Here is a 21,589-nt window from a genome sequence, read left to right as displayed (position 1 = left end):
TCAAGACATCCTCGACTGCGCATGCCGAGTACACCTAGCCAACACCCCACCAAAGCCGATACAACCCTGACAAGACTTCTGCGGGGCTGCACTAGTGACCGGCGCAGGGCGACCGCGAACCAATAGGCCGGGCGGGTCGGCGGCAACCGTGTCCACCGCGAATCTCCCGCCCGATTTGTCGCCGACACGCGGCCTGAGCTGCCCTATCGCCCTCACCTGCCGGTGTCCAATGAACCCGTGACTGGCAGACGAGCCGCCCAAGGGCACGAGGATCCGCCCGGCGGGTCAGCGCCCGCCCCGCACACCCCGCCCGCGCAGGCGGGCCCGCCTGCGCTGCCGGGACAGGCGGCCGGCCCGGACCAGCCGGTGGAGGTGGAGCCGACCACCGGGGCTCCGGTCGACGCGGTGCCGCGCCGGGTTCCGGTCCGGCAGCACGGTGGCCGGCTCCGCCCGGCGCCCGCCCCCGACGAGGACGCGTCGGGCGACGACGACGGGCTGTTCTGGGCCCCGATCGAGGAGGTGCACTGGGACGGCACACCCCTGCGCGAGGAACACGGCCGCCGCCGCTGGTGGCGGCGCACCGCCGGCACGGACTCCCGAGGACGCAGCCGCCGCCAGCGGGCCGCCCACCCGCCGGACCCGTGGCAGGGCCTCTCCGCGCTGCTGGCGCTCAGCCTGCTCGCCGCCTTCTTCTCCTGGGTCAGCGCCGGCCCGTTCTGGCTCGCCGTCGGGCACGCCACCACCGGCACCGTCGTGATCGGCGACTGCACGGGCGCCGGGTTGACGCAACGCTGCCGGGGCATCTTCACGGCCGAGGGCGAGCGGTTCATCGCCTTCGGGGTACGCGTCAGCGGGGTGCCCGCCGCACGTACCGCCGCCGGCTCCACCCTGGCCGCCCGGATGACCGGCCCGTCGGGCGACACCGCGTACGCCGACACCGGCGCCGGTCGACACCTGCGCTGGCTGCTCGGGCTGCTGCTGGTGCTGGCCTGCGGCGCGGGGATCGCCCGGTACACCGGCGCGGCCCGGCTGGCCGACCGGCGGGCCCGCCGCTGGGCGGTGACGGTCGCGGTGGCTGGTCCGCTCGTGATCAGCGCCGGCTTCCTCGCCGCCGCCTGGTAGGAACGCCCGGCCCGGCGCCCGCCGGCCCGCTTCGCCCGCCCGGTTAGGAAGGGGCCCTTCCTATACAGAATGCGTTAACAAGGGGCCCTTCCCTGCTCCTCAGGCGTGGGTGGTGGTGTAGACGTCGCGGCGGCGCAGGCCGTACTCGGTGGCGACCTCGGTGATCGCGTCGCGCCGGGACAGGCCGGCGGCCTCCCGCGCGGCGACGGCCGCGCGCAGCGTCTCGTCGTCGGGCCGGTGGGCGGCGGCCGGCGGCGCGCCGGCCACCACGAGGGTGATCTCACCGCGCGGCTCGTGCTCGGCGGCCCAGGCGGCCAGCTCGCCGAGCGGGCGGCGGACCACCTCCTCGTACGTCTTGGTCAGCTCGCGGCAGAGCGCGGCGGCCCGGTCGGCGCCGAACGCGGCGGCCAGGTCGGCGAGCGCGCCGGCGATCCGGTGCGGGGCCTCGAAGAGGACCAGGGTCCGCTCCTCGCCGGCCAGGGCGCGCAGCCGGGACCGCCGTGCGCCGGCCGTGCGGGGTAGGAAGCCCTCGAAGCAGAACCGGTCGCTGGGCAGGCCGGACAGGGCCAGGGCGGTGGTGACGGCGCTGGGCCCGGGGGCGGCGGTCACCGGAACCCCGGCGTCCAGGGCGCCCCGGACCAGCCGGTATCCGGGGTCGGAGACGCTGGGCATCCCGCCGTCGGTGACCAGGGCGACGACGTACCCCTCGCGGAGGACGTCGACGAGTTCGGGGGTGCGCCGCTCCTCGTTGCCCTCGAAGTAGGAGACGATCCGGCCGGGGACGGTGACGTCGAGGTCCCGGGTCAGCCGGGTGAGCCGCCGGGTGTCCTCGGCGGCGACCACGTCGGCGGCGGCGAGCACCTCTCGGAACCGGGCGGACGCGTCGGCCGGGTTGCCGAGCGGCGCGCCGAGGAGGATCAGGCGTCCCGATTCGGACATTTCACCCACGAGGTGTGCTCCTTCATCGACAGTTGTGCCGGTTTTGGGGACGACGGGCGCCACCGGGCACCTCCGCAGCCTACGATCGCGTCGTGACGAGTGCGTCGACAGCGCAGAGCGCGAGCGCGGGCCGGGCGGGATCGGAGCACGCCGGGTCCGCCGGCGACGCGACCGAGGAGTCCGCGGTTCCCCCCACTCCTGCCGGCGGCGGAGGCGTCCCCGCGATCGTGCGGCGGCGACTCGCCACCGTCGACGCCCGGCTGGACGTCAACTCGTGGCTCGCCACCGCCGTCGTGGTGGCGATCGCCGCGATCCTGCGCCTGGTCGGCCTCAGCAGCCCCAAGGGCAAGATCTTCGACGAGATCTACTACGCCCGCGACGGCTGGGGGCTCGTCGACAAGGCCGTCGAGTGGAACTACAAGGACAACGGCCCGTCGTACGTGGTGCATCCGCCGCTGGGCAAGTGGCTGATCGGCCTCGGCGAGTGGGCGTTCGGATACTCCGACGCCGAGCACAACATCTCCGTGCCCGGGCACCTGATGACGACCGCACCGGAGTTCGGCTGGCGCTTCGGCGCGGCCCTGGCCGGCATCGTGTCGGTGCTGCTGCTGGTGCGCATCGGCCGCCGGCTGTTCCGGTCCACCACGCTCGGCTGCGCCGCCGGCCTGCTGCTCGCCCTCGACGGTTTCCACCTGGTGCTGTCCCGCACCGCCCTGCTCGACATCTTCCTGCTGCTGTTCGTGCTGGCCGCGTTCGGCGCCCTGGTCATCGACCGGGACGCCCGGCGCCGCCGGTGGAGCCGGGCGCTGGACGCCGGCCTCGACCCCACCGCGCCCGGGCGGGCCGGCCGGCCCGCCGGTGGCTGGCGGAACTGGCCGTGGTGGCGGCTGGCCGCCGGGGTGCTGCTCGGCCTCGCCTGCGCGGTCAAGTGGAGCGCGCTCTACTTCCTGCCGGCCTTCGCGCTGCTGGCCCTGCTGTGGGAGGTCGGCGTCCGCCGCTCCGCCGGGGTGCGCCGGCCGTGGCGCGACGCGCTGCTCGACGAGCTGCCCTGGCTGGTGCTGGCCGGCGTCCTCATGGTCGTCGCCTACGTGGCGACCTGGTCGGGCTGGCTGCTGACCGACGACGGCTACTACCGCCTCGCCGCCAAGTACCCGCACGTGGTGGGCCTGAGCGACACCCCGTTCGTCGGGGCGCTGAACAACCTGTGGGAATACCACAAGGCGGCGTACGGCTTCCACAAGCAGCTCGACGACGCGCACAAATACCAGTCCTGGCCCTGGCAGTGGCTGCTGCTGGGCCGGCCGGTGGCGTTCCACTGGTCGGGCGAGGGCGCCTGCGGCGCGCCGAGCTGCGCCTCGGAGATCCTGCTGCTGGGCACGCCGCTGCTGTGGTGGTCGTTCCTGCCCGCCCTGTTCGGGGCGGCCTGGATCGGCGTCGCGCGGCGGGACTGGCGGGCCGGGGCGATCCTGCTCTGCGCGGCCGCCGGGCTGCTGCCCTGGTTCTGGTTCGCCCTCGACGGCGGCCGCACGATGTTCTCCTTCTACGCCGCGCCGGCCCTGCCGTTCCTGGTCCTCGCGGTCGTCTACGTGCTGGGCGCGATCGTCTCGCCGGCCACCGGCGGGGCGCGGGCACCGGCCGCCGCAGGGGAGGCGTCCGCCGACGGCGAGGACGAAGCTGCGGAACGCCGGCTGGTGGGCGGCGTCGTGGTGGGCGCGTACGTGCTGCTGGTGGCGCTCTGCTTCGCGTACTTCTATCCGATCTTCGTGGGTCGGGTGCTGCCGTACGCGGAGTGGTCGGCCCGGATGTGGCTGGACGGCCGCTGGATCTGACGCCCCGCCGTCGGATATCGGACAACCGGGTCCCGGGGCGGGCCCGGTTGTCGGCGCGCGGGCCCGGAAACCAGCCCTCGGGCGCAAAGACGCGCGCCCCGATCGCCTGCCACGGGGGAAGCGGGCGATTGGGGCGCGCAATAGGAGCTTAACCACCCGGCACCACCGGCACAACGGGTGGACTCGGGTCAGATTTCCGACGGAACAACACCAGCCTAGAGGTTCACATGCGGCAGCTAACCGTCCGTTATCCGGCCGGAACCCTCACGGACCCCTTCCGGCCGCGCCACGAGTCGACCCACCCGCGCCCTCGGGCGCTCCAGGGCCAGCCGGGTCCTCCAAAGTGGATCTCACTACACTCGCCCCGGTGATCAACAAGAGACGATGGACAACCGTCCTCCGTGGACTGCTGGCGACGGCCGTCCTGCTCGGCCCGGCGGTCGCGTCGGGTGGGCCCGCGCCGGCACGGGCGGACGGGGAGAGCGCCGCCCCCGAGCCGCCCCGGGTCGAGCTGGTGCTCGACGTCAGCGGCTCGATGCGGGCCCGGGACATCGACGGGCGCAGCCGGATCTCGGTGGCGCAGCAGGCGTTCAACGAGGTCGTGGACGCGCTGCCCGAGGAGACCCAGCTCGGCATCCGGGTGCTCGGGGCCACCTACAAGGGCAAGGACAAGAAGGTGGGGTGCCAGGACACCCAGCAGATCGTGCCGGTCGGCCGGGTGGACCGGGTCCAGGCCAAGGCGGCCGTGGCCACCCTCCGGCCCACCGGGTTCACCCCGGTCGGGCTGGCGCTCCGCTCGGCCGCCGCCGACCTCGGCGCCGGTGCCACCGCCCGCCGGATCGTGCTGATCACCGACGGTGAGGACACCTGCGCCCCGCCGGACCCGTGCGAGGTGGCCCGGGAGCTGGCCGCCCAGGGCACCAAGCTGGTGGTGGACACCCTCGGGCTCGCCCCCGACGAGAAGGTGCGCCGGCAGCTGCTCTGCATCGCCGGCGCCACCGGCGGGACGTACACGGCCGCGCAGAGCGCCGACGAGCTGACCGGCCGGATCAAGCAGCTGGTGGACCGGGCCCGGGACACGTACACCGCCACCCCGACCGTGGTGGGCGGCTCCGCCCGTTGCCCGGACGCGCCGCTGCTCGCCCCCGGCGTCTACACGGACCGGGAGCAGTTCTCCGAGCACCGTTGGTACCGGGTCCCGGTGCGCCCGGGGCAGGAGCTGCGGGCCTCGGTGAGCATCGCGCTGGACCGCCCGGTCAACCCGGACCACGGGGTGCTGCTGCGGGCCACCGCCCCCGACGGCCGGGAGCTGGTCCGGGGCGTGGACGCCGGCAGCGGTCGCACCGACGTGGTCTCCGCAGGCCTGCGCTGGTCAGCCGCCGCCGACGACGCCGACGCCGAGGCCACCGACGCCGACGGGGAGACGCCGGGCCCGGCAGCCGGCGACACCGCAGCCGCCCCGACCACCGTCTGCCTGGTGGTCAGCAACGCGTTCGCGCCCCGCCCCGGCACCCGGGCCAGCCCGGGGATGCCGATCGAGCTGACCGTCGACGTGGTCGCCTCGTCCCCCGACCCCGGCGGGCCGGACCTGGGCCGGGGCTGGGTGCTGTTGCTGCTGCTGACCCTGGCCGGCCTGGTCACCGGGCTCGTCGCCGGGCTGCTCACCCGCTGGTGGGTCGCCACCTGGAGGGAGAACTGACAATGCGTACCCCGTTGATCCGGTCTTCGGCGGCGCTGGTCGCCGCCGCCGCGCTGACGCTCCCGGCCGCCCCCGCGTCGGCCGCGCCCACCCCCTCGCCCGGGGCCACGACGGTCACCAAGGCCGGCACCTCGTTCCTGACCGCCACGCCGATCACCGCCGGCCAGCCGGTCCGGGTCGGTGCGTCCACCGGCGACTACCTCTACTGGTCGTTCCCGGCCCGCGCCGGGCAGGTCCACGAGATCGCCGCGACAGTCACCTTCCCGAAGGGCCGCACCGGCGACTCCACCTGGACGGTCGAGGTCTTCGACGGACTGCGCCGCCGGCAGGCGTGCACGGCGGGGGCGCAGACCCCGACCGTCGGGGCATCGGCGACCAGCGTGGCGCTGGGCTGCACCCTGCGCCAGGTCCGGTCGTGGGCCGAACCGTGGTCGGCCGACCCGCTGCCCGGCACGTACCACGTGCGGCTCTCCGTCGTGGAGCTGCCGGAGCCGGACCTCGGCCTGCCGGTCGACGTGGACCTGCTGGTCGCCGAGGTCGGCGACGGCGAGGCCCCCGCCGACGACGGGGAGCTGAAGGCCCCGCTGGTGCCCAACACGAAGGCCGGGACGGTGCTGACCGGGAACCCGGCGGCGACCCCGGCCGAGGAGGACGACGACGGGAGCCTCCTCGCCGGGTGGCTGCCCGACCTGTCGTCACGGTGGGTCTGGACCACGGTCGGCGGGGTGCTCGCGGCGGTGGCCGGCGTGGTCGGCTTCGCGCTGACCCGCCGCCCCCGCCGGCCCTGACCCCTGCCGTGGATCGGGGGATCGGGGGATCCTGCTCGCCGATCCCACGATCTGCCGGCACGGGGGCGGTGCGGTACGTTCGACGGCGATGAGCGGCGATCAGGGCGGTGCGGGCCGCGACGAGGGCGCCCGGGGGCGGGATGCGTGACCTGCTGCCACCCGAGGTCGCGGTGGTCGTCGCCGGCGGGGACGACTGGGACGGCGAGCTGCTGCCCGCCGAGCGGGCCTGTCTGGGCGAGCGGGCGGTCGAGCGCCGCCGGCGCGACTTCACCGCAGGGCGGGTCTGCGCCCGGCGGGCCCTCACCCGGCTCGGCGTGCCGGCCGTCGCCGTGCCCGCCGCGCCGGACCGCTCCCCGGTCTGGCCGCCCGGGGTGGTCGGCACCATCACCCACACGCCGGGCTACTGCGCCGCCGCCGTGGCCCGCGCCGACGAGATCCGGTCGGTCGGCATGGACGCGGAGCAGCGGCACCGGGAGCTCAACCCGGGGGTACGCCGGCTCGTCGGCCTGCCCGAGGAGTGGGCCGACTGCGCCCGGCTTCCCGACACCGCCCCCTGGGCGGCCGTGCTGTTCAGCGCCAAGGAGACCGTCTACAAGGTGTGGCACCCGGTCGTCGGCACGTGGCTGGACTTCCACGACGCCCGCGTCGAACTGGACCCGGACTCCGGTCTGTTCACGGCCCGGATCGCCCCCGCCCGGCTGGACGCGGCCCCGGTGCCCGACCCGCCCGCGACGGTCACCGGGCGGTTCGCGGTCGACGCCGACGTGGTCCGCACCGCCGCCATCCTGTTACCCCGATGAGACGGTCGGGGCGATCCGCGACTTGGCCAGGGGGGATACCGTCAGGGCGTTCGAGATCGCGATGAGGTGCCGAGGAGTACGGTGAGCCACCCCCAGGACCCTTACGGGCCGCCGCAGGACCCCTACCAGCCGAACCAGGACCCGCCGACGGCACCGATGCCCCAGTGGCCGGCCGATCCGACCGCCCCGCCGCCCCTGCCGCCGACCACCCACCAGCCCCCGGTCTCGGGTGCGCCCTACCCACCGCCGCCGGTGTCCGGCACGCCGTACCAGCCGACCTCGGGTTTCCCGTACCAGCCGACCTCGGGTGCGCCGTACCCGCAGCCGGGTGGCTTCACGCCGCCGCCGGCCCCCGACCCGTCCTACCACCCGGGCGCGGAGGCGGCCTACCCGCCGCCGCCGGGTTCGCCGTACCCGCCGCCCCCGGGCGCGCCGTACCCGCCCGGCCCCGGCTACCCGCCCGGCCCCGGCTACCCGCCCGGCCCGGGTTACGCGCCCGGCCCGGGTTACGCGCCCGGCCCGCCGATGGCGGCCAGGAAGAGCAGCAAGAAGCCGATCGTCATCATCGTGGTCGTCGCGGTGGTGCTCGCGCTGCTCTGCTGCGTCGGCGGCATCGCGGCGCTCGTCACCGGGGCCAACGAGGCGGCGAAGGAGGCCGAGCGGCAGCTGCCGGATCTGCCCCGGGTCACCACCGCCCCGAGCGGCCTGCCGAGCGCCGGCCCGACCTCCTCGTCGTCGTCCGCCCCGGCCGACGGTGAGACCTTCAACATGAAGGCCGGCGACACCCTGGTCATCACCGACGACGAGGGCACCCTGGAGATCACGGTGCTGCGGTTCCGCACCTCGACGAAGGGCTGCAAGTCGTACTCGCCCGATCCCGACAAGGGCCTATACCTGATCGCGGACGTCACCGCGACGGTGAAGAAGGGCAACATGTCGATCAACCCGTTCTACTTCCAGTGGGTGGCCGAGGACGGCACCACCGCGAACGGGATCGCCGGCGCGCTGGCCGGCTGCGGCGACCTGCTCGACTCCGGCGTCAACCTGCGGGAGGGCAGCAAGCGCACCGGCAGCGTCACCTTCGACGTGGCGAACAAGAAGGGCGCGCTGGAGTACCGGCACGAGTTCGAGACCGCCGGCTCCTGGAAGCCGTAGGCGCACCACCTCGCGTGCGTGGGGGCCGGCCCGCCGCCGCAGGCCGGCCCCCACGCCCGTCCCACCGGGAGGTGGCGGGCCCGCGGTCACCCCCGACCGGGGCCCGGCCCTTTCGGGCGGCGGCGTGCGGCGGGCCTCAGCAGGTCGACCAGGCCGCGCCAGGCGTGCCCGATCGTCAGCCCGGCCCGGATGGTCGCCAGGGGGTTCCAGAAGTCCCGGAAGTGCACGATCCTCCCGGCCCGGAACCGGACCACCGAGATGTAGACCTGGTGGAACGGCCGGCCGGTGACCACGCCCCGGCCGTCCCCGACGAACTCGGCGATCACCAGCTCGGGATCGGTGGTCTCGTGGAAGGTCAAGCCGGAGAAGCGCACGTCGAACTGCTTCGGGAAGTCCTTCATGTGCTCAAACAGCTCCCGGTGACCGGTGAACCGAGTGGGGATGCCCGGCAGGGGGTAGGGGAACTCCAGCACCCCCTCGGGGTCGAAGAGCTCCACCCACTCGGTGATCCGCCCCGCGGAGATCAACTCCAGGTTGCGGGCGAACAGGGCCTGGGCCTGGGTGCGGGCCTGCTGGTCGGCGTCCATGCTGGTCAATCCTCACTGCTGGTCGGGGCGGGGGCCGGGTCGCCGGGCGCGGGCTGCTGGTCGGGGCGGGGCCGCACGAGCGGGGCGAAGTTGCGGTCGAGCAGGGCGTCGGGCAGCAGGCGGGCGGCCAGGCTGCCCAACCGCACGTCGCCGCCGACCGGATACCGGGTCCTCGGCCGCGCGGCGGTCAGCGCCCGGGCGACCGCCCGTGCGAAGTCCGCCGGGGTGGTCCCGCTCCGCCGGGCCTGCGCGGCCAGCCGGGCGAGGAAGCGCCCGAACGGCTCCGCGTAGAGGTCACCGGCCCGCCCCGCCGCCTGGGCCATCGTCTCCGTCCCGGCCTGGGCGACCTTGTCCCAGATCGGCGTCGCGATCGCCCCCGGCTGGACCACCGACACCGCGATCCCGAACGGCCGCAGCTCGCGCCGCAGGCTGTCGCTGACCGCCTCCTTGGCGAACTGGGCCGCCGCGTACGCGCCGAGGTAGGGCAGGGCGACCCGGCCCAGGCCGGAGGTGACGTTCACGATCCGGCCCCGGGCGGCCCGCAGCAGCGGGAGGAATCCCTGGATCACCGCGACCTGGCCGACCACGTTGGTGTCGAGCTGCCGCCGCAGCTGCTCCGGCGGGACGCACTCCAGAGGGCCGGGCAGGCTGATGCCGGCGTTGTTGACCAGCCCCCAGAGGCCGCCGGCACCGACCTGCCGGGTCACCTCGTCGACCGCCCGCCGGATCTGGTCGGCCCGGGTGACGTCGAGGCTGAGCGGGGTGAGCCGACCGGCCGTGGCGGCGGCCAGGTCGTCGGCGGCGGCCCGGTCGCGCACCCCGGCGAAGACCCGGAAGCCGGCCCGTTCCAGGTGGAGCGCGGCCTCGCGGCCGAGCCCCGACGAGGCGCCGGTGACCACCACCGCCCGGCCGCGCGCGTCGATCCGCCCTCCGGTCCCGATCATGTTTCCGCCCTCCCGTCGGTTCCGGCCGGCACCGGCGGGGTCTGGGCCGGCAACCCGTCCGCCCGGGCCGGCCCCGACCCGGTCCCGGCCGGCCCCGACCCGGTCCCGGCCAGCTCCCGGTCGATCTCGGCCAGCACGGCGTCGACGCTGGCGGCGACGAGGCTCGCCGCCCTGGCGTCCGGGACCGCCTCGGGCACGTGCACGAAGTTCCAGGCCAGCTCCCCGTGGCTGGTGTTCGCCGTGGCGACGAAGTAGCCGCAGACCGAGAGCCCGGCGACGAACTGGGCGCCGGTGAGCCGCCAGGCCCCGATGCGGTCGGGGAAGTCGTACCGGCCGAGGTTGGACAGGCAGAGGTTCACCGGCCCGGTCCGTTCGGTCAGCGCCACGAACCGGCCGCTGGTCGCGACCGACGGCGGGCAGGAGAGGCGGACCAGGTCGACCATGGCGAAGTGGCTGCCCCGGTCGCGCCGGGCCGCGAGGTCTCCGCTGATCGACCGGGCGACCTGCCACAGCGACACGCCCGGCCGGTAGGGCACGAACGAGGGGACGGTGGCGACGTACGCGCCGACGGCCCGCTCGGGCACGGGGGGCGTCAACGCGGCCCGGAAGTCCACCGGGGAGCCGATCGCCACGTGCCCCGGGGCGGGCGGGCCAGCATCGGCGGCGACCGCGAGGACCATGGCGGCGGCGAGCGCCCCGTGCACCGTGGTCCGTTCCCGGCGGCACGCCCGGGCCAGCGCGGCGACCTGCCCGGCGGTGAGCGTCCGGTGCAGCAGCCGGCTCCGGCGGTCGGTGAACGGCACGAACCGGCTCGGCACCACCCGGGCCGGCCGGTGCCGGCGCACCGCGTACAGGTCCCGCAGGAGCTGCCCGCCGAGCCGCAGCGCCCCGGTGCCGCCCCGGTACCGGCGGGGGAACATCCGCTCGGCCGGCGGCAGGGCCGGCTCCGGCTCCGGCGCGGGCCCGGCCGTGGCCAGCCGGTCGGCGTGTTCGAGCCACTGGCGCAGCAGCGACAGCGCCGTCGTCCCGTCGGCCACGCAGTGCGGCAGGGTCAGGATCAGGTCGTGCGCGTCCCCGGCGGCCGGCGCGGCACCGGGCGCGGTCAGCACGACCGCCCGGCAGAGCGGGCCGGCCCGCCAGTCGACCCCGTCGACCAGCTCCCGATCGTTGACCTCGCGCAGCCAGCCGGCGTCCGGGTCGGCGGGCGCGCCGGACACCCGGCCGCCGGCACCGCCGGGGCCGGGCGCGACCCGCCGCAGCGGGATCGGCCGGTCCGTCGGCACGAACCGGGGCCGCCGGCCGTCCGGCCGGGTGGCGATGGCCACCCGCAGCAGCGGATGGCGGGCCTGGAGCTCGTCCAGCGCCGCCCGCAGCAGCTCCAGCGGCAGGTGCCCGCGCACCCGGACCCGGGCGATGACGTTGAGCGGGGAGACCTGGTCGGCGATCCAGTACCAGCGTTCCAGCGGGCTGAGCGGCCGGTGAGCCGCGCGCTCGGCGCTCACCGCCGGGCCACCGGCAGGGCGTCGGGGAAGGTCAGGTCCGCCAGGTTACGGCGGTCGACCAGGCGCGCGGGCAGCCACCGCAGGTAGGCGCGGCGGGCCAGGTCCCCGGCGGGGCTGGCGAGCTGCTCGATCCGGCTCAGCGAGTGCGCCTGGCGGATCATCCGCCGGGTCCGGTCGCGGCGGGACGCCTCGTAGCGGCGCAACGCGCCCGGCAGGTCGGTGGCCCCGGCCAGGCAGCGGGCCAGCACCACCGCGTCCTCGACGGCCATCGCCGCGCCCTGGCCGAGGCTCGGCAGCATCGGGTGCGCCGCGTCGCCGAGCAGGGTGACCGCGCCGTCGCCCCAGCGCCGCAGGGCGGGGCGATCCCGGGCGGGAACGCTGATGACCGCCGCGTCGCCGGTGGCGGCCACGGTGGCGACCACCTCGTCGGCCCAGCCCGCGTACGCGCGGAGGATCTCGTCCCGTCCGCCGCGCCAGTCGCGGGCCGCCTCCGGCGGCATGTTGCGGGTGCCCCACCAGTAGACGTGGTCGCCGCCGAGGTGCACCAGCCCGAACCGCTGGCCCCGCCCCCAGTAGTGGGCGGCGTACCCGTCGCGGACCCGGGGGTGCCGGTACGCGACGGTCGCCAGCCAGCACACGTACCCGGGTTCCCGGGGCTGCTCGGGGCCGACGAGCTGCCGGCGTACCGCCGATCCGAAGCCGTCCGCGCCGATCAGCAGGTCGCCGTCGGCGCTGGTCCCGTCGTCGAACTCGACCCGGATGCCGCCGCCGTGCCGGTGGAACCGGCGGGCGGCGGACCCGAGCCGGATCGGCGGGTCCCCGGCCTCGGCCAGCAGGGCCCGGTGCAGTTCGGCGCGGTGGATGGCGACGTTCTGCGCGCCTACCCGGTCGCCGAGGTGCGCGAACCGTACGGTCCTGATCGGCCGTCCGGTGGCGGTGCGGAAGTGCAGCTCGGGGTAGACCTGGCCGCGCCGCTCGACGTCGAGGTCGATGCCGAGGCAGCGCAGCGCGACGCGGGCGTTGGCGGTCAGGGAGAGCGCCGAGCCGGCCGCCCGGAGTTCCCGGGCCTGCTCGTGGATCTCCACGTCCACCCCGACGCGGCGCAGCGCGCCGGCCGCCGCGAGGCCGCCGATGCCGGCGCCGACGACGATCGCCTTCGGCCGGCGGCGCACCGGACCACCGGCGGGGGCGATCATCGCGCGTCCCCGACCGGCCGGCGGGCCGGGGCGTCCGCCGCCAGCAGCCCGGTGATCCGTCTCCCCACCTCGGCCACGTACGGCTCGTCCATGAGCACCAGGTGGTCGCCGGGCACGTCGATCACGTCGATCCGGCCGGTGGTCAGCTCGCCCCACCCGTTGCGCGGGTCGAGGTGCAGGGTGCCGGCGAGGTCGTGCATCGGCTTCAGCACGGCGGGCAGCGGGTCGGCGGCCCGCAGCAGGATGATGTCCTGGTCGACGACCTCCGGCCGGTAGGAGATGATCGCCTCCCAGTTGGCCCGGAAGACCGCGAAGAGGCGGCGCACCGAGCCGCGCGGGCTGCCGGGGCGCAGCACCCCGCTCTCGCCGGCCCGGCTCGCGATGAAGTCGAGCTTCGCCTCGGCCGTGGTCAGCTCGGCCGGCACGCCGCGCATCGGCGGCCCGTCGTGGCCGAGCCGCATCAGTTCCCAGAAGAACCAGTCGAGCAGGACGTCGTCGGCGACCGGCACCGGGTCGCCGGGCCGGCGGGCGATCGGGTCGAGCAGGATCAGCCGGTCGACTGCTGCCCCGCTGTCGCGGAGCTGCCGCGCCATCTCGAAGGCGACCACCCCGCCGAACGACCAGCCGCCGATGGCGTACGGGCCGTCGGGCTGGACCCGGCGGATCGCGTCGAGGTAGGCACGGGCCAGCTCGGGCACGGTGCGCAGCGGCTCGGTTCCGGCGTCCACCCCGGCGGCCTGCAACGCGTACAGGGGTTGGTCGGCGTTCAGGTGGCGGGCCAGGGGGACGTAGCAGAGCACGTTGCCGCCGAGCGGGTGCACCAGGAACAGCGGCGGCCGGTCGCCCCGGGCCCGGATCGGCACCAGCGGGTCGAACGTGAGGTCCGCCCCGCCGGAGCGGAGCAGCCCGGCCACGCCCGCCACGGTCGGCGTGGCGACGAACGCCGAGACGGGTACGGCCACCCCGAACCGCTTCTCCAGCATCACCACCAGCCGCATCGCCGTCAGCGAGGTGCCGCCCAGCTCGAACAGGTTGTCGTGCGCGCCGACGGCCGGCAGGTGCAGCAGCTCGGCGGCGATCTCGGCGACGACGCGCTCGTACCGGTCGCGGGGGGCGACGCGGGGTGCCTCGGCCAGCTCCAGCGGCAGCTCGCGCAGGGCGCGGTCGTTGCGCTTGCCGCTGGGGGTGAGCGGCATCGCCGGCAGCCACTGCCAGCGCGCCGGCACCAGGTGCTCGGGGAGGCTGGCGCGCAGCCGGCCGCGTACGTCGGCCAGGTCGACGGCGTCCGGGTCACCGACGAGGAACGCGGCGAGGTAGGAGTCGACGCCCTCCCGGCGGCGGGCGACGACGGCGGCCTCGCGGATCCCCGGATACTCCGGGGCCAGCTCCATGATCGCCATCTCCACCTCCAGGGGTTCCACCCGGAAACCGCGGATCTTGGTCTGGGTGTCGGTGCGGGCCACCCAGATCAGGTCGCCGTTGGGCAGGTGGCGGGCCAGGTCGCCGGTGCGGTAGAGCCGGCTGCCCGGCGGGCCGAACGGGTTGGGCACGCAGCGCTCGGCGGTGAGGCCCGGCCGGCCGTGGTAGCCCCGGGTGACCTGGATGCCGCCGTAGTACAGCTCGCCGGTCACCCCGGTCGGCACCGGCCGCATCCGCTCGTCCAGCAGGTGCATCTCGACGCCGTCGATGGCGGGCCCGATCGGCGGCAGGTTGGGCCACCGCGCCGGGTCGCCGGTCATCGGGTACGCGGTGACCAGGTGCGTCTCGGTCGGCCCGTACTGGTTCTCCAGGACCGCGCCGGCCGGCAGGGCGGCCAGGAAGCGCCGGATCTCGCCGGTCACCCGCAGCTGCTCGCCGGAGGAGATCACCACCCGCAACGCGCGGGGGTGGATGCCGAGCAGCTCCGCGGCCTCGGCGAGCTGCTGCAACGCGACGTACGGCAGGAAGATCCGCGCGACGGACTCGCGGTCGAGCAGCCGCAGCAGGGCCGGCACGTCCCGCCGGAGGTCCTCGTCGATGATCCGCAGGGTGCCGCCCGCGCTGATCGTGGTGAGGATCTCCTGGAACGACACGTCGAAGCTGAGCGGCGCGTACTGCAACGTGGTGCCGCCGGCCGCCGCGCTGGCCGCCCGGATCTGCCACGCCTGGTAGTTGTCGAGCGCGCCGTGCGTCATCGCCACGCCCTTGGGCACCCCGGTCGATCCGGAGGTGAACAGGACGTAGAGCAGGTCGTCGGGCCCGATCCGGGGCAGCACCACGGAGTCGTCGACGGCCGGTTCCGCCCCGGCGCCACCGGCCGTCGGTGCCGCGACGAGGTCGGCCACGTCGAGGACGGTCGACGGGTCGCCGACCAGGTCCCGGTGCCGCCGGTGCGCCACGATCCGCGCCGGCCGGGCCTGCTCGACCATCGCGGCGATACGCTCCGCCGGGTACGTCACGTCCAGCGGGACGCAGGCGGCCCCGGCCCGCGCGACGCCGTAGATCGCGGCGATCATCTCCGGCGACCGGTCCAGGGCGATCCCGACGAGCTGGCCCGGCCGGACCCCGGCGCGCAGCAGCCCGACGGCGATCCGGTCGACCGTCTCGTCGAGCCGCGCGTAGGTCCACTGCCGCGGCGGGCCGTCGGGTTCGTCGGGGTCGTCGGCATTCGGCGCGTCGAAGGTGACCGCGACGGCGGTCGGGGTGCGCCGGGCGTGCTCGGCGAGGCGGCGTACCACGTCGCCGAGGGCCTCCAGGGGCGGTGCGGCGGGCTGCGGCGCGGCGGCGAGGAAGCCGAAGTCCGGCTCGCCCTGCGGGTCGGCCACGATCCGGGCGAGGATGCGCAGGTAGGCGTCGATCAGCAGGTCGGTCTGCGCCGGGGTGAGGGTGCGCCCGTCGGCGTCGACGCGCAGCGACACGCGCCGGTCGGCGGGGCTGACGAACACGTTCACCAGCAGGGTGAAGTTGGTCTCCTCCCAGGTGTCGAAGCCGAGCAGCTCGACCTCGGGCAGCGCCAGCAACGGGGTCAGCACGTGCATGTGCACGTAGTTGAAGGCCGTTTCGAAGATCGGCTCGCCGCCCCGGTCGCCCACGACGGCGTGCAGCGGGTAGCGCCGGTGCGGGTGGCACTCCCGCTCCTGCCGGTTGACCTGCCGGACCAGCTCCAGCCAGGTACGGGCGCCGGGGGTGACCCGCAGCGGCACCGTGTTGAGGAAGAGCCCCGCGATGAGTTCCGCCCCGGGCCGGTCCGGCCGGCCGTGGGTGACCAGGCCGGTGGTGACGTCCGCCGCCCCGGAGTACAACCGCAGCAGCAGGCAGTGCGCCGCGAGCAGGACCGACTTCACGGGCAGCCCGTGGGCGGCGGCGAAGCCGCGTACCTGCTCCTCCAGCACGGCGGGCAGCGGGACGTGCCGGATGATCGTCCCCTCGTCGCCGGGCGGCTCGTACTGGCGGCAGCCCTCGATCTGGGTGAGTTCCGCGCCGTCGAGCCGGGCCTGCCAGAAGTCGCGGGTGGCGGCGGAGTCGAGCGCCCGGCGTTCCTCGACGACGTACGCCGCCGGGGAGGGCAGCGCGGCCTCCCGGGGCGGGTCGATGTCGACGCCCACCAGGTGCAGGTAGGTCCGCAGCAGGTCCCCGACGACGGTGGCCACGCTCCAGCCGTCGAGGAGCGCGTGGTGGAAGCTGAACACCAGGTCCACGGCCCCGGACGGCAGCAGGTGCACCCGCATCAGGTGCAGCGGCGCGCGGTCGAACGCGTACCGGTGGCGTCGCCGCTGCCGCATGTGGGCCAGCACCTCGGCGTCGGCCGTGGCGGCGTCGTGGCCGCGCAGGTCGGCGATGTCGAGGCCGCCGGTCACCCGGGCGTGGACGACCTGGAGCGGCTCGGAGCAGCCGCCCAGGTCGAACGAGGAGCGCAGGGCCGGGTGGCGGTCGAGGAGCCGGGCGTGGGCGGCGCGGAACGCTACCTCGTCCCACGGCAGCCGGAGCGAGTACCGGAACACGTCGTGGTACGCGGTGGCGTCCTCGCGTTCGCTGCCGTGGAACAGCAGCCCGAGCTGGAGCCGGGTCGCCGGGAAGGCGTCCTGCGCGTCGCCCAGCGCGGCCCGGTCCAGGTGCGACACCAGCGCGAACGGCTCCGGCGGGGCGTCCTGCTCCCCGGTCGGCGGCGCGGCGGCGCGGGCGTGGGCGGCCAGCGCCGCCACGGTGGGCCGGGCGACCAGGTCGGCGACGGTGACGTGCAGGCCGTGCCGGGCCGCCTCGGCGCCCACGCGCAGGGCGAGGATGGAGTCACCGCCGATGGCGAACCAGTCCTGTCCGACGCCGACGGACGGCACCCCGAGCACCCGCGCCCAGATCTCGGCGATGGTGCGCTCCACCTCGTCGCGGGGGCCCGGCCCGGTCCCGGCGGCGACACGGCCGGCAAGGTCGGGCGGGCCGCCGTCGACGGACGCGGCAGCGGAGGTGGGGGCGGGCAGGGCAGGCACGGCAGGCAGGGCGGCCGGATCGGGCAGGGCGGCCGGGTCGAGCTTGCCGTGGGGGGTGAGCGGGATCCGGTCGAGCCGGTGGAAGAGGGCGGGGACCATGAAGTCCGGCAGCCGGAGCAGGAGCTGGGCGCGCAGCCACGCCGGGTCGAGGTCGGCGTCCGCCCGGTAGTAGCCGACGAGGTGGGTGCCCCGGGCCGGGGTGGCGCGGGCCACCACGACCGCCTCCCGCACGCCGGCCACGGCGGCGAGGGCGTGCTGGACCTCGCCGGGTTCGACCCGGTTGCCCCGGATCTTCACCTGGTCGTCGAGGCGGCCCAGGTATTCGACGGTGCCGTCGGCGAGCCAGCGGGCGAGGTCGCCCGTGCGGTAGAGCCGGCCGCCGGTCACCGGGTCGGTGCCGAACCGCTGGGCGGTCAGCTCGGGCCGGCCCAGGTAGCCCCGGGCGACGCCGATCCCGGCGACGCAGAGTTCGCCGGGCGCGCCGACCGGCTGCGGCTCGTCGCCGGGCCCGAGCACGTAGAGCTGAATGTTGTCGATCGGGCGGCCGATGGGCACGCGGGCGGTCCGCCCGGCCGGGTCGGGCCGGCACTCGAAGTGGGAGACGTCGACGGTCGCCTCGGTCGGCCCGTACAGGTTGACCAGCCGGGGGCCGGGCGGCCCGGCGGGCGCGGGCGGCCCGGCGGGCAGCAGCCGGTGGAACCGGTCGACGTGCCGGGGCGGCAGTTCCTCGCCGCTGGCGAAGACCAGCCGCAGGCCGGCGGCGTCCGCGCGGGACTCGGGCGCGTCGGCGAGCAGGTCGAGGAAGGGCCCCAACATCGACGGTACGAAGTGGACGACGCTGATGCCCTGCCGGGCGACCGTGCGCAGCAGCGCGGCCGGGTCCCGCCGCACCTCCGGCTCGGGCAGCACCACCCGGGCTCCGGCGAGCGCCCACCAGAACAGCTCCCAGACGGAGACGTCGAACGAGACGGGCGTCTTCTGCACCAGCACGTCGCCGCCCGTCAGCGGGTAGCACCGCTGCATCCAGGCCAGCCGGTTGACCACCGAGCGGTGCTCGATCAGCACCCCCTTGGGCCGGCCGGTGGAGCCGGACGTGTAGCACACGTACGCGAGGTCGGCGCCGTCGGCGACCGGCGCCACGGGTGTCGTCGGGCGGTCGGTCATCGCCTTGAGGTGGCACACGGCGACCCCGGGGCCGACGGGCGGCGGTGGCGTGTCCCCGGTCACCACGAGCACCCGGGCCCGGCTGTCGGCGAGCAGGTGCCGCAGGCGTGCCTCCGGGTGGTCGGGCTCGATCGCGACGTACGCCCCGCCCGCCTTCAGCGTGCCCAGGATCGCGGTGAGCAGCCCGGGTCCCCGGTCGGCCAGGACGGCGACCCGGTCGCCCCGGCCGATCCCGGCGTCGCGCAGGGCGCGGGCCACCTGGTTGGCGCGGGCGTCGAGGTCGGCGTAGCTGACCGTCTCGTCCGTGCCGTCGACGACCAGCGCGGTCCGGTCCGGGGTGCGGGCGGCCTGCCGCTCGAACAGGCCGTGCACCGTCAGGTCGGCGGGCAGGTCGACCCGGGTGTCGTTGACGCCCCGGGTGAGCCGGTCCCGTTCTGCCGGGGGCAGCATCGGGGTCTGCGCGAGCGCCCGGTCGGGCCGGTCGAGGGCGTTGCGGAGCAGCGTGACGACGTGCCGGCCCAGCGCCTCGATCGGGAAGTCCGCGTCGAACACGTCCGGGGCGTAGTCGAGGTCCACGGTCAGCGGGCCGTCGTCGAAGTCGTTGACCAGCACGGCGAGGACGTGCCCGTCGTGCAGCCGGCTGCGCACCATCGTCTGTTGCTCGACGCCGGGGATCGGCTCCGGGCGCGGCCAGCGCATCCAGGACAGGGTCACGTCGTAGAGCTGCCGCCCGCCGTCGGGCAGGGCCACGCCGCGCAGCAGGTCGCCCCGGGACAGGCCCTGGTGGGCCCAGAGCGCGCGCAGGGTCGTCTGCACCCCGGCGGCGAGGTCCGCCAACGGTCGCGCGCCGTCGATCCGTACCGGCAGGGGCAGTTCGTTGGCGAAGTGGCCGACGGTGCGGCGTTCGACGTGGGTCCGGCGGTTGAGCACCGGTACGCCGAGGACGACCTGGTCGGTGCGGTGGATCCGGGAGAGGTAGGTGGCGAGGGCCGAGGCGACGACGGTGAACGGGGACTCGCCCCGGGCGGTGATCCGGTCGACCAGGGCCCGGTCGATGGCGAAGCTGTGCCGCCCGCTGGTGACGGGCCGGTTGCCGGCCGGGCTGCTGTCGCCGGCCGGGCTGCCGGTGGTGGCCGGGCTGCCGGTGGTGCGGCGCGGGAACAGGGCCGGCGCGATGCTCGACAGCGCCGCGCGGTAGTGGTCGCGGTCCCGTTCCCGGGGGGCCGGTCGCGGACGGTCGGCCCGGGCACGGGCCACGGCCAGGTACGACGGCGGCGGTTCCTCGGCGTTCACCCCGGTACGCAGCAGGCGGGCATAGTCCTCGCTGGCCTGCCGCAGCAGCAGCCGCCCGCCCCAGCCGTCGGTGACGAGGTGGTGCGCGTTGAGGTATGCGTAGGTGACCGATTCGCTCTCGACGAGGAGGGCCATTTCGTACATTCGACTCCGGCGCAGCGGAAACGGGCGGTCGAATGACCGGGCCATCCAGGAATGGCAGGCCGCGCGGGGATCGGCGTCTGCCGAGAAGTCGATGGTGGCAATTGCCGGCGCCTCGTCCTCGACCCACTGGTAGGGCTCACCGTTCTCTTCCTCGAAACGAAGCCGTAACGCGTCGTTTCGCAGGACGGCCCGATTCATGCAGGTACGCATGAGGTCGAGGTCGAGGGGCCCGGTGAACCGCAGGTATCCCCCGACGTTGAACTGGGGCAGCTCCGGACATAGTCGACCAGCTACCCAGATGTCGGCCTGAACTGTGGTCAACGGTGCCCGGTCGACATTCTTCACTGCTCACCCCTCACGACCGCACCACCTCGACCGACACCCCGCCAGATGACAAAATTGATCGACTTTCGTCACTGCCATGGCGCTGGACAGTACCGGAGGAACGACGTTTACGTCAGCGCGTTCGACACCTTCACATGGAATTCTCATGCAAAAAAAGAGGTCGTTGCGCCGAGGTCTACGGCTGGGGTATAAGTTCCTTTCGAGATCACCTCGGCAAATCCCCCACACCGATAGGGATTGACGCGTGTCATGTCAGTGATGGGAATTGCACGGGCGTCCGGCGGGGCCGATGGCGGGAGGTTCGGGTGGAGCTGACCAGACCGGGGACCTTCCTGCGCTGGCTCGACCGGCACGGCCTGGCCCGGCTCGGCATCGCCGCCGCCGCCCGCCGGGGCGACGCGCAGGCCCGGCTCTTCCTCGACCCGGCCATCCGCGCCGACCCGTACCCGTTCTACCGGCAGGTCCGCGAGGCCGGCGCGCTGGTCCGCGGCCGGATCATGTGGAGCACCACCCGGCACGACGCGGTCGTCGCGGTGCTGCGCGGCGAGGCGTTCAGCAGCGACCCCGGCACGCTGCCGGCCCCCGGCCCGCTCGCGGTGCTGCGCCGCCTGGGCCGCAACGGACGGCCGATCGGGCCCGCCGACCCGCCCTCGATGCTGGTCGTCGACCCCCCGGCGCACACCCGCTACCGCCGGCTGGTCGCCAAGGTCTTCACCCCCCGGGCCATCGAAGAGCTGCGCCCCCGGATCGAGCGGCATGCCGCAGCCCTGCTGGACGACCTGCCCCAGGCGCCGGGCGACACGGTGGAGATCGTCGGACGCTACGCCAGCCTGCTGCCGCTCACCGTGATCGCCGAGATCCTCGGCGTGCCGCAGGACATGCGACAGCGGTTCCTGGCGTGGGGCGAGGCCGCCTCCCCGACGCTCGACCTCGGGCTGGCGCTGCGCCCGTACCACCGCACCGAGGTCGCGATCCGGCAACTCAACGGGTGGCTGCGCGAGCACTTCGCCCGGCTGCGCGCCGAACCCGGCGACGACCTGCTCAGCCGCCTCGTCCACCTCGACGGCGAGGGCGAGCGGCTCACCGAGGAGGAGCTGCTGGCCACCGCCGGCCTGTTGCTGGCGGCCGGGTTCGAGACCACCGTCAACCTGCTCGGCACCGGCATCCACCTGCTCATCCGGCACCCCGACCAACTCGCGGTGCTGCGCGGGCGACCCGACGGGTGGCCCAACGCGGTGGAGGAGATCCTGCGGTACGACTCGCCCGTCCAGACCACCGCCCGGTTCTGTCGCGCCGACGCCGAGGTGGCCGGCGTACGGGTGCGCGCCGGGGAGGTCGTGGTCCCGATGCTGGGCGGCGCGAACCGGGACCCGGCAGTCTTCGCCGACCCGGACCGCTTCGACGTCACCCGCGCCAACGCCCGCGACCACCTCTCGTTCTCCAGCGGGGTGCACTACTGCCTGGGTGCCGCGCTCGCCCGGCTGGAGGGCCAGCTCGGGCTGGCCGCTTTCTTCGAGCGCTACCCCGACGCGGCGCTGGCCGCGGTGCCGCGCCGACGCCCGACCCGGGTGCTGCGCGGGTACGACCACCTGCCGGTACGACTGCGGCCGTAGGAGGGA

13 protein-coding genes are annotated in these 21,589 nt (G+C 75.3%); 7 read left to right on the top strand and 6 right to left on the bottom strand.

Features of this window, described 5'->3' with window-relative positions; translation table 11 throughout:
• The first annotated feature begins 237 nt into the window (after positions 1-237).
• Positions 238-1,122, top strand: coding sequence for a hypothetical protein (locus tag ACFT41_RS11060; protein WP_377582582.1), 885 nt, complete (start codon positions 238-240; stop codon positions 1,120-1,122).
• Positions 1,123-1,221: 99 nt separating this feature from the next.
• Here ACFT41_RS11060 and rsmI read toward each other — a convergent pair whose 3' ends face one another.
• On the bottom strand, positions 1,222-2,061 hold the full coding sequence (gene rsmI, locus ACFT41_RS11055; protein ID WP_377582734.1) for a 16S rRNA (cytidine(1402)-2'-O)-methyltransferase: 840 nt from the start codon (positions 2,059-2,061) through the stop codon (positions 1,222-1,224).
• 92 nt (positions 2,062-2,153) lie between these two features.
• On the opposite strand from rsmI, the gene ACFT41_RS11050 reads away from it, so the two are divergent.
• From ACFT41_RS11050 to ACFT41_RS11030, 5 genes are all read left to right on the top strand, one after another.
• On the top strand, positions 2,154-3,890 hold the full coding sequence (locus tag ACFT41_RS11050; protein ID WP_377582584.1) for a dolichyl-phosphate-mannose--protein mannosyltransferase: 1,737 nt from the start codon (positions 2,154-2,156) through the stop codon (positions 3,888-3,890).
• 367 nt (positions 3,891-4,257) lie between these two features.
• Positions 4,258-5,589 carry a VWA domain-containing protein gene (locus ACFT41_RS11045; RefSeq protein ID WP_377582586.1) on the top strand — a complete coding sequence of 444 codons (1,332 nt, stop codon included), beginning with the start codon at positions 4,258-4,260 and terminating at the stop codon, positions 5,587-5,589.
• Positions 5,590-5,591: 2 nt separating this feature from the next.
• A complete protein-coding gene (locus ACFT41_RS11040; RefSeq protein WP_377582588.1) occupies positions 5,592-6,377 on the top strand; it encodes a peptidase in 786 nt (261 codons plus the stop codon).
• Positions 6,378-6,517: 140 nt separating this feature from the next.
• Complete coding sequence (locus ACFT41_RS11035; protein WP_377582590.1) at positions 6,518-7,177, top strand: 4'-phosphopantetheinyl transferase; 660 nt, start codon at positions 6,518-6,520, stop codon at positions 7,175-7,177.
• A gap of 81 nt (positions 7,178-7,258) precedes the next feature.
• A complete protein-coding gene (locus tag ACFT41_RS11030) occupies positions 7,259-8,332 on the top strand; it encodes a hypothetical protein (RefSeq protein ID WP_377582592.1) in 1,074 nt (357 codons plus the stop codon).
• A gap of 86 nt (positions 8,333-8,418) precedes the next feature.
• On the opposite strand, the gene ACFT41_RS11025 is transcribed toward ACFT41_RS11030, so the two are convergent.
• Genes ACFT41_RS11025 through ACFT41_RS11005 form a run of 5 tightly spaced genes read right to left on the bottom strand, consistent with a single transcriptional unit; the run spans position 8,419 to position 19,970 of the window.
• On the bottom strand, positions 8,419-8,919 hold the full coding sequence (locus tag ACFT41_RS11025) for a nuclear transport factor 2 family protein (RefSeq protein ID WP_377582594.1): 501 nt from the start codon (positions 8,917-8,919) through the stop codon (positions 8,419-8,421).
• A gap of 5 nt (positions 8,920-8,924) precedes the next feature.
• A complete protein-coding gene (locus ACFT41_RS11020) occupies positions 8,925-9,863 on the bottom strand; it encodes an SDR family oxidoreductase (RefSeq protein WP_377582596.1) in 939 nt (312 codons plus the stop codon).
• Positions 9,860-11,365 (bottom strand): hypothetical protein, encoded by a 1,506-nt coding sequence (locus ACFT41_RS11015; RefSeq protein WP_377582598.1) that lies wholly within the window; start codon positions 11,363-11,365, stop codon positions 9,860-9,862. Before ACFT41_RS11015 ends, ACFT41_RS11020 begins: the two co-directional genes overlap by 4 nt.
• Complete coding sequence (locus ACFT41_RS11010; protein WP_377582600.1) at positions 11,362-12,561, bottom strand: FAD-dependent monooxygenase; 1,200 nt, start codon at positions 12,559-12,561, stop codon at positions 11,362-11,364. Before ACFT41_RS11010 ends, ACFT41_RS11015 begins: the two co-directional genes overlap by 4 nt.
• Positions 12,558-19,970 carry an amino acid adenylation domain-containing protein gene (locus ACFT41_RS11005; RefSeq protein WP_377613800.1) on the bottom strand — a complete coding sequence of 2,471 codons (7,413 nt, stop codon included), beginning with the start codon at positions 19,968-19,970 and terminating at the stop codon, positions 12,558-12,560. The genes ACFT41_RS11010 and ACFT41_RS11005 overlap by 4 nt, the downstream gene beginning before the upstream one ends.
• Before the next feature lie 305 nt (positions 19,971-20,275).
• Here ACFT41_RS11005 and ACFT41_RS11000 point away from each other — a divergent pair, with 305 nt between their 5' ends.
• Positions 20,276-21,583 carry a cytochrome P450 gene (locus ACFT41_RS11000; protein ID WP_377582604.1) on the top strand — a complete coding sequence of 436 codons (1,308 nt, stop codon included), beginning with the start codon at positions 20,276-20,278 and terminating at the stop codon, positions 21,581-21,583.
• Positions 21,584-21,589 lie beyond the last annotated feature (6 nt).

This window comes from Micromonospora sp. NPDC057141 (assembly GCF_042670805.1).
Taxonomy (GTDB): domain Bacteria; phylum Actinomycetota; class Actinomycetes; order Mycobacteriales; family Micromonosporaceae; genus Micromonospora.
The sequence above is the reverse complement of the archived record's forward strand: the minus strand, read 5'-3'. Positions and strand labels throughout refer to the sequence as shown.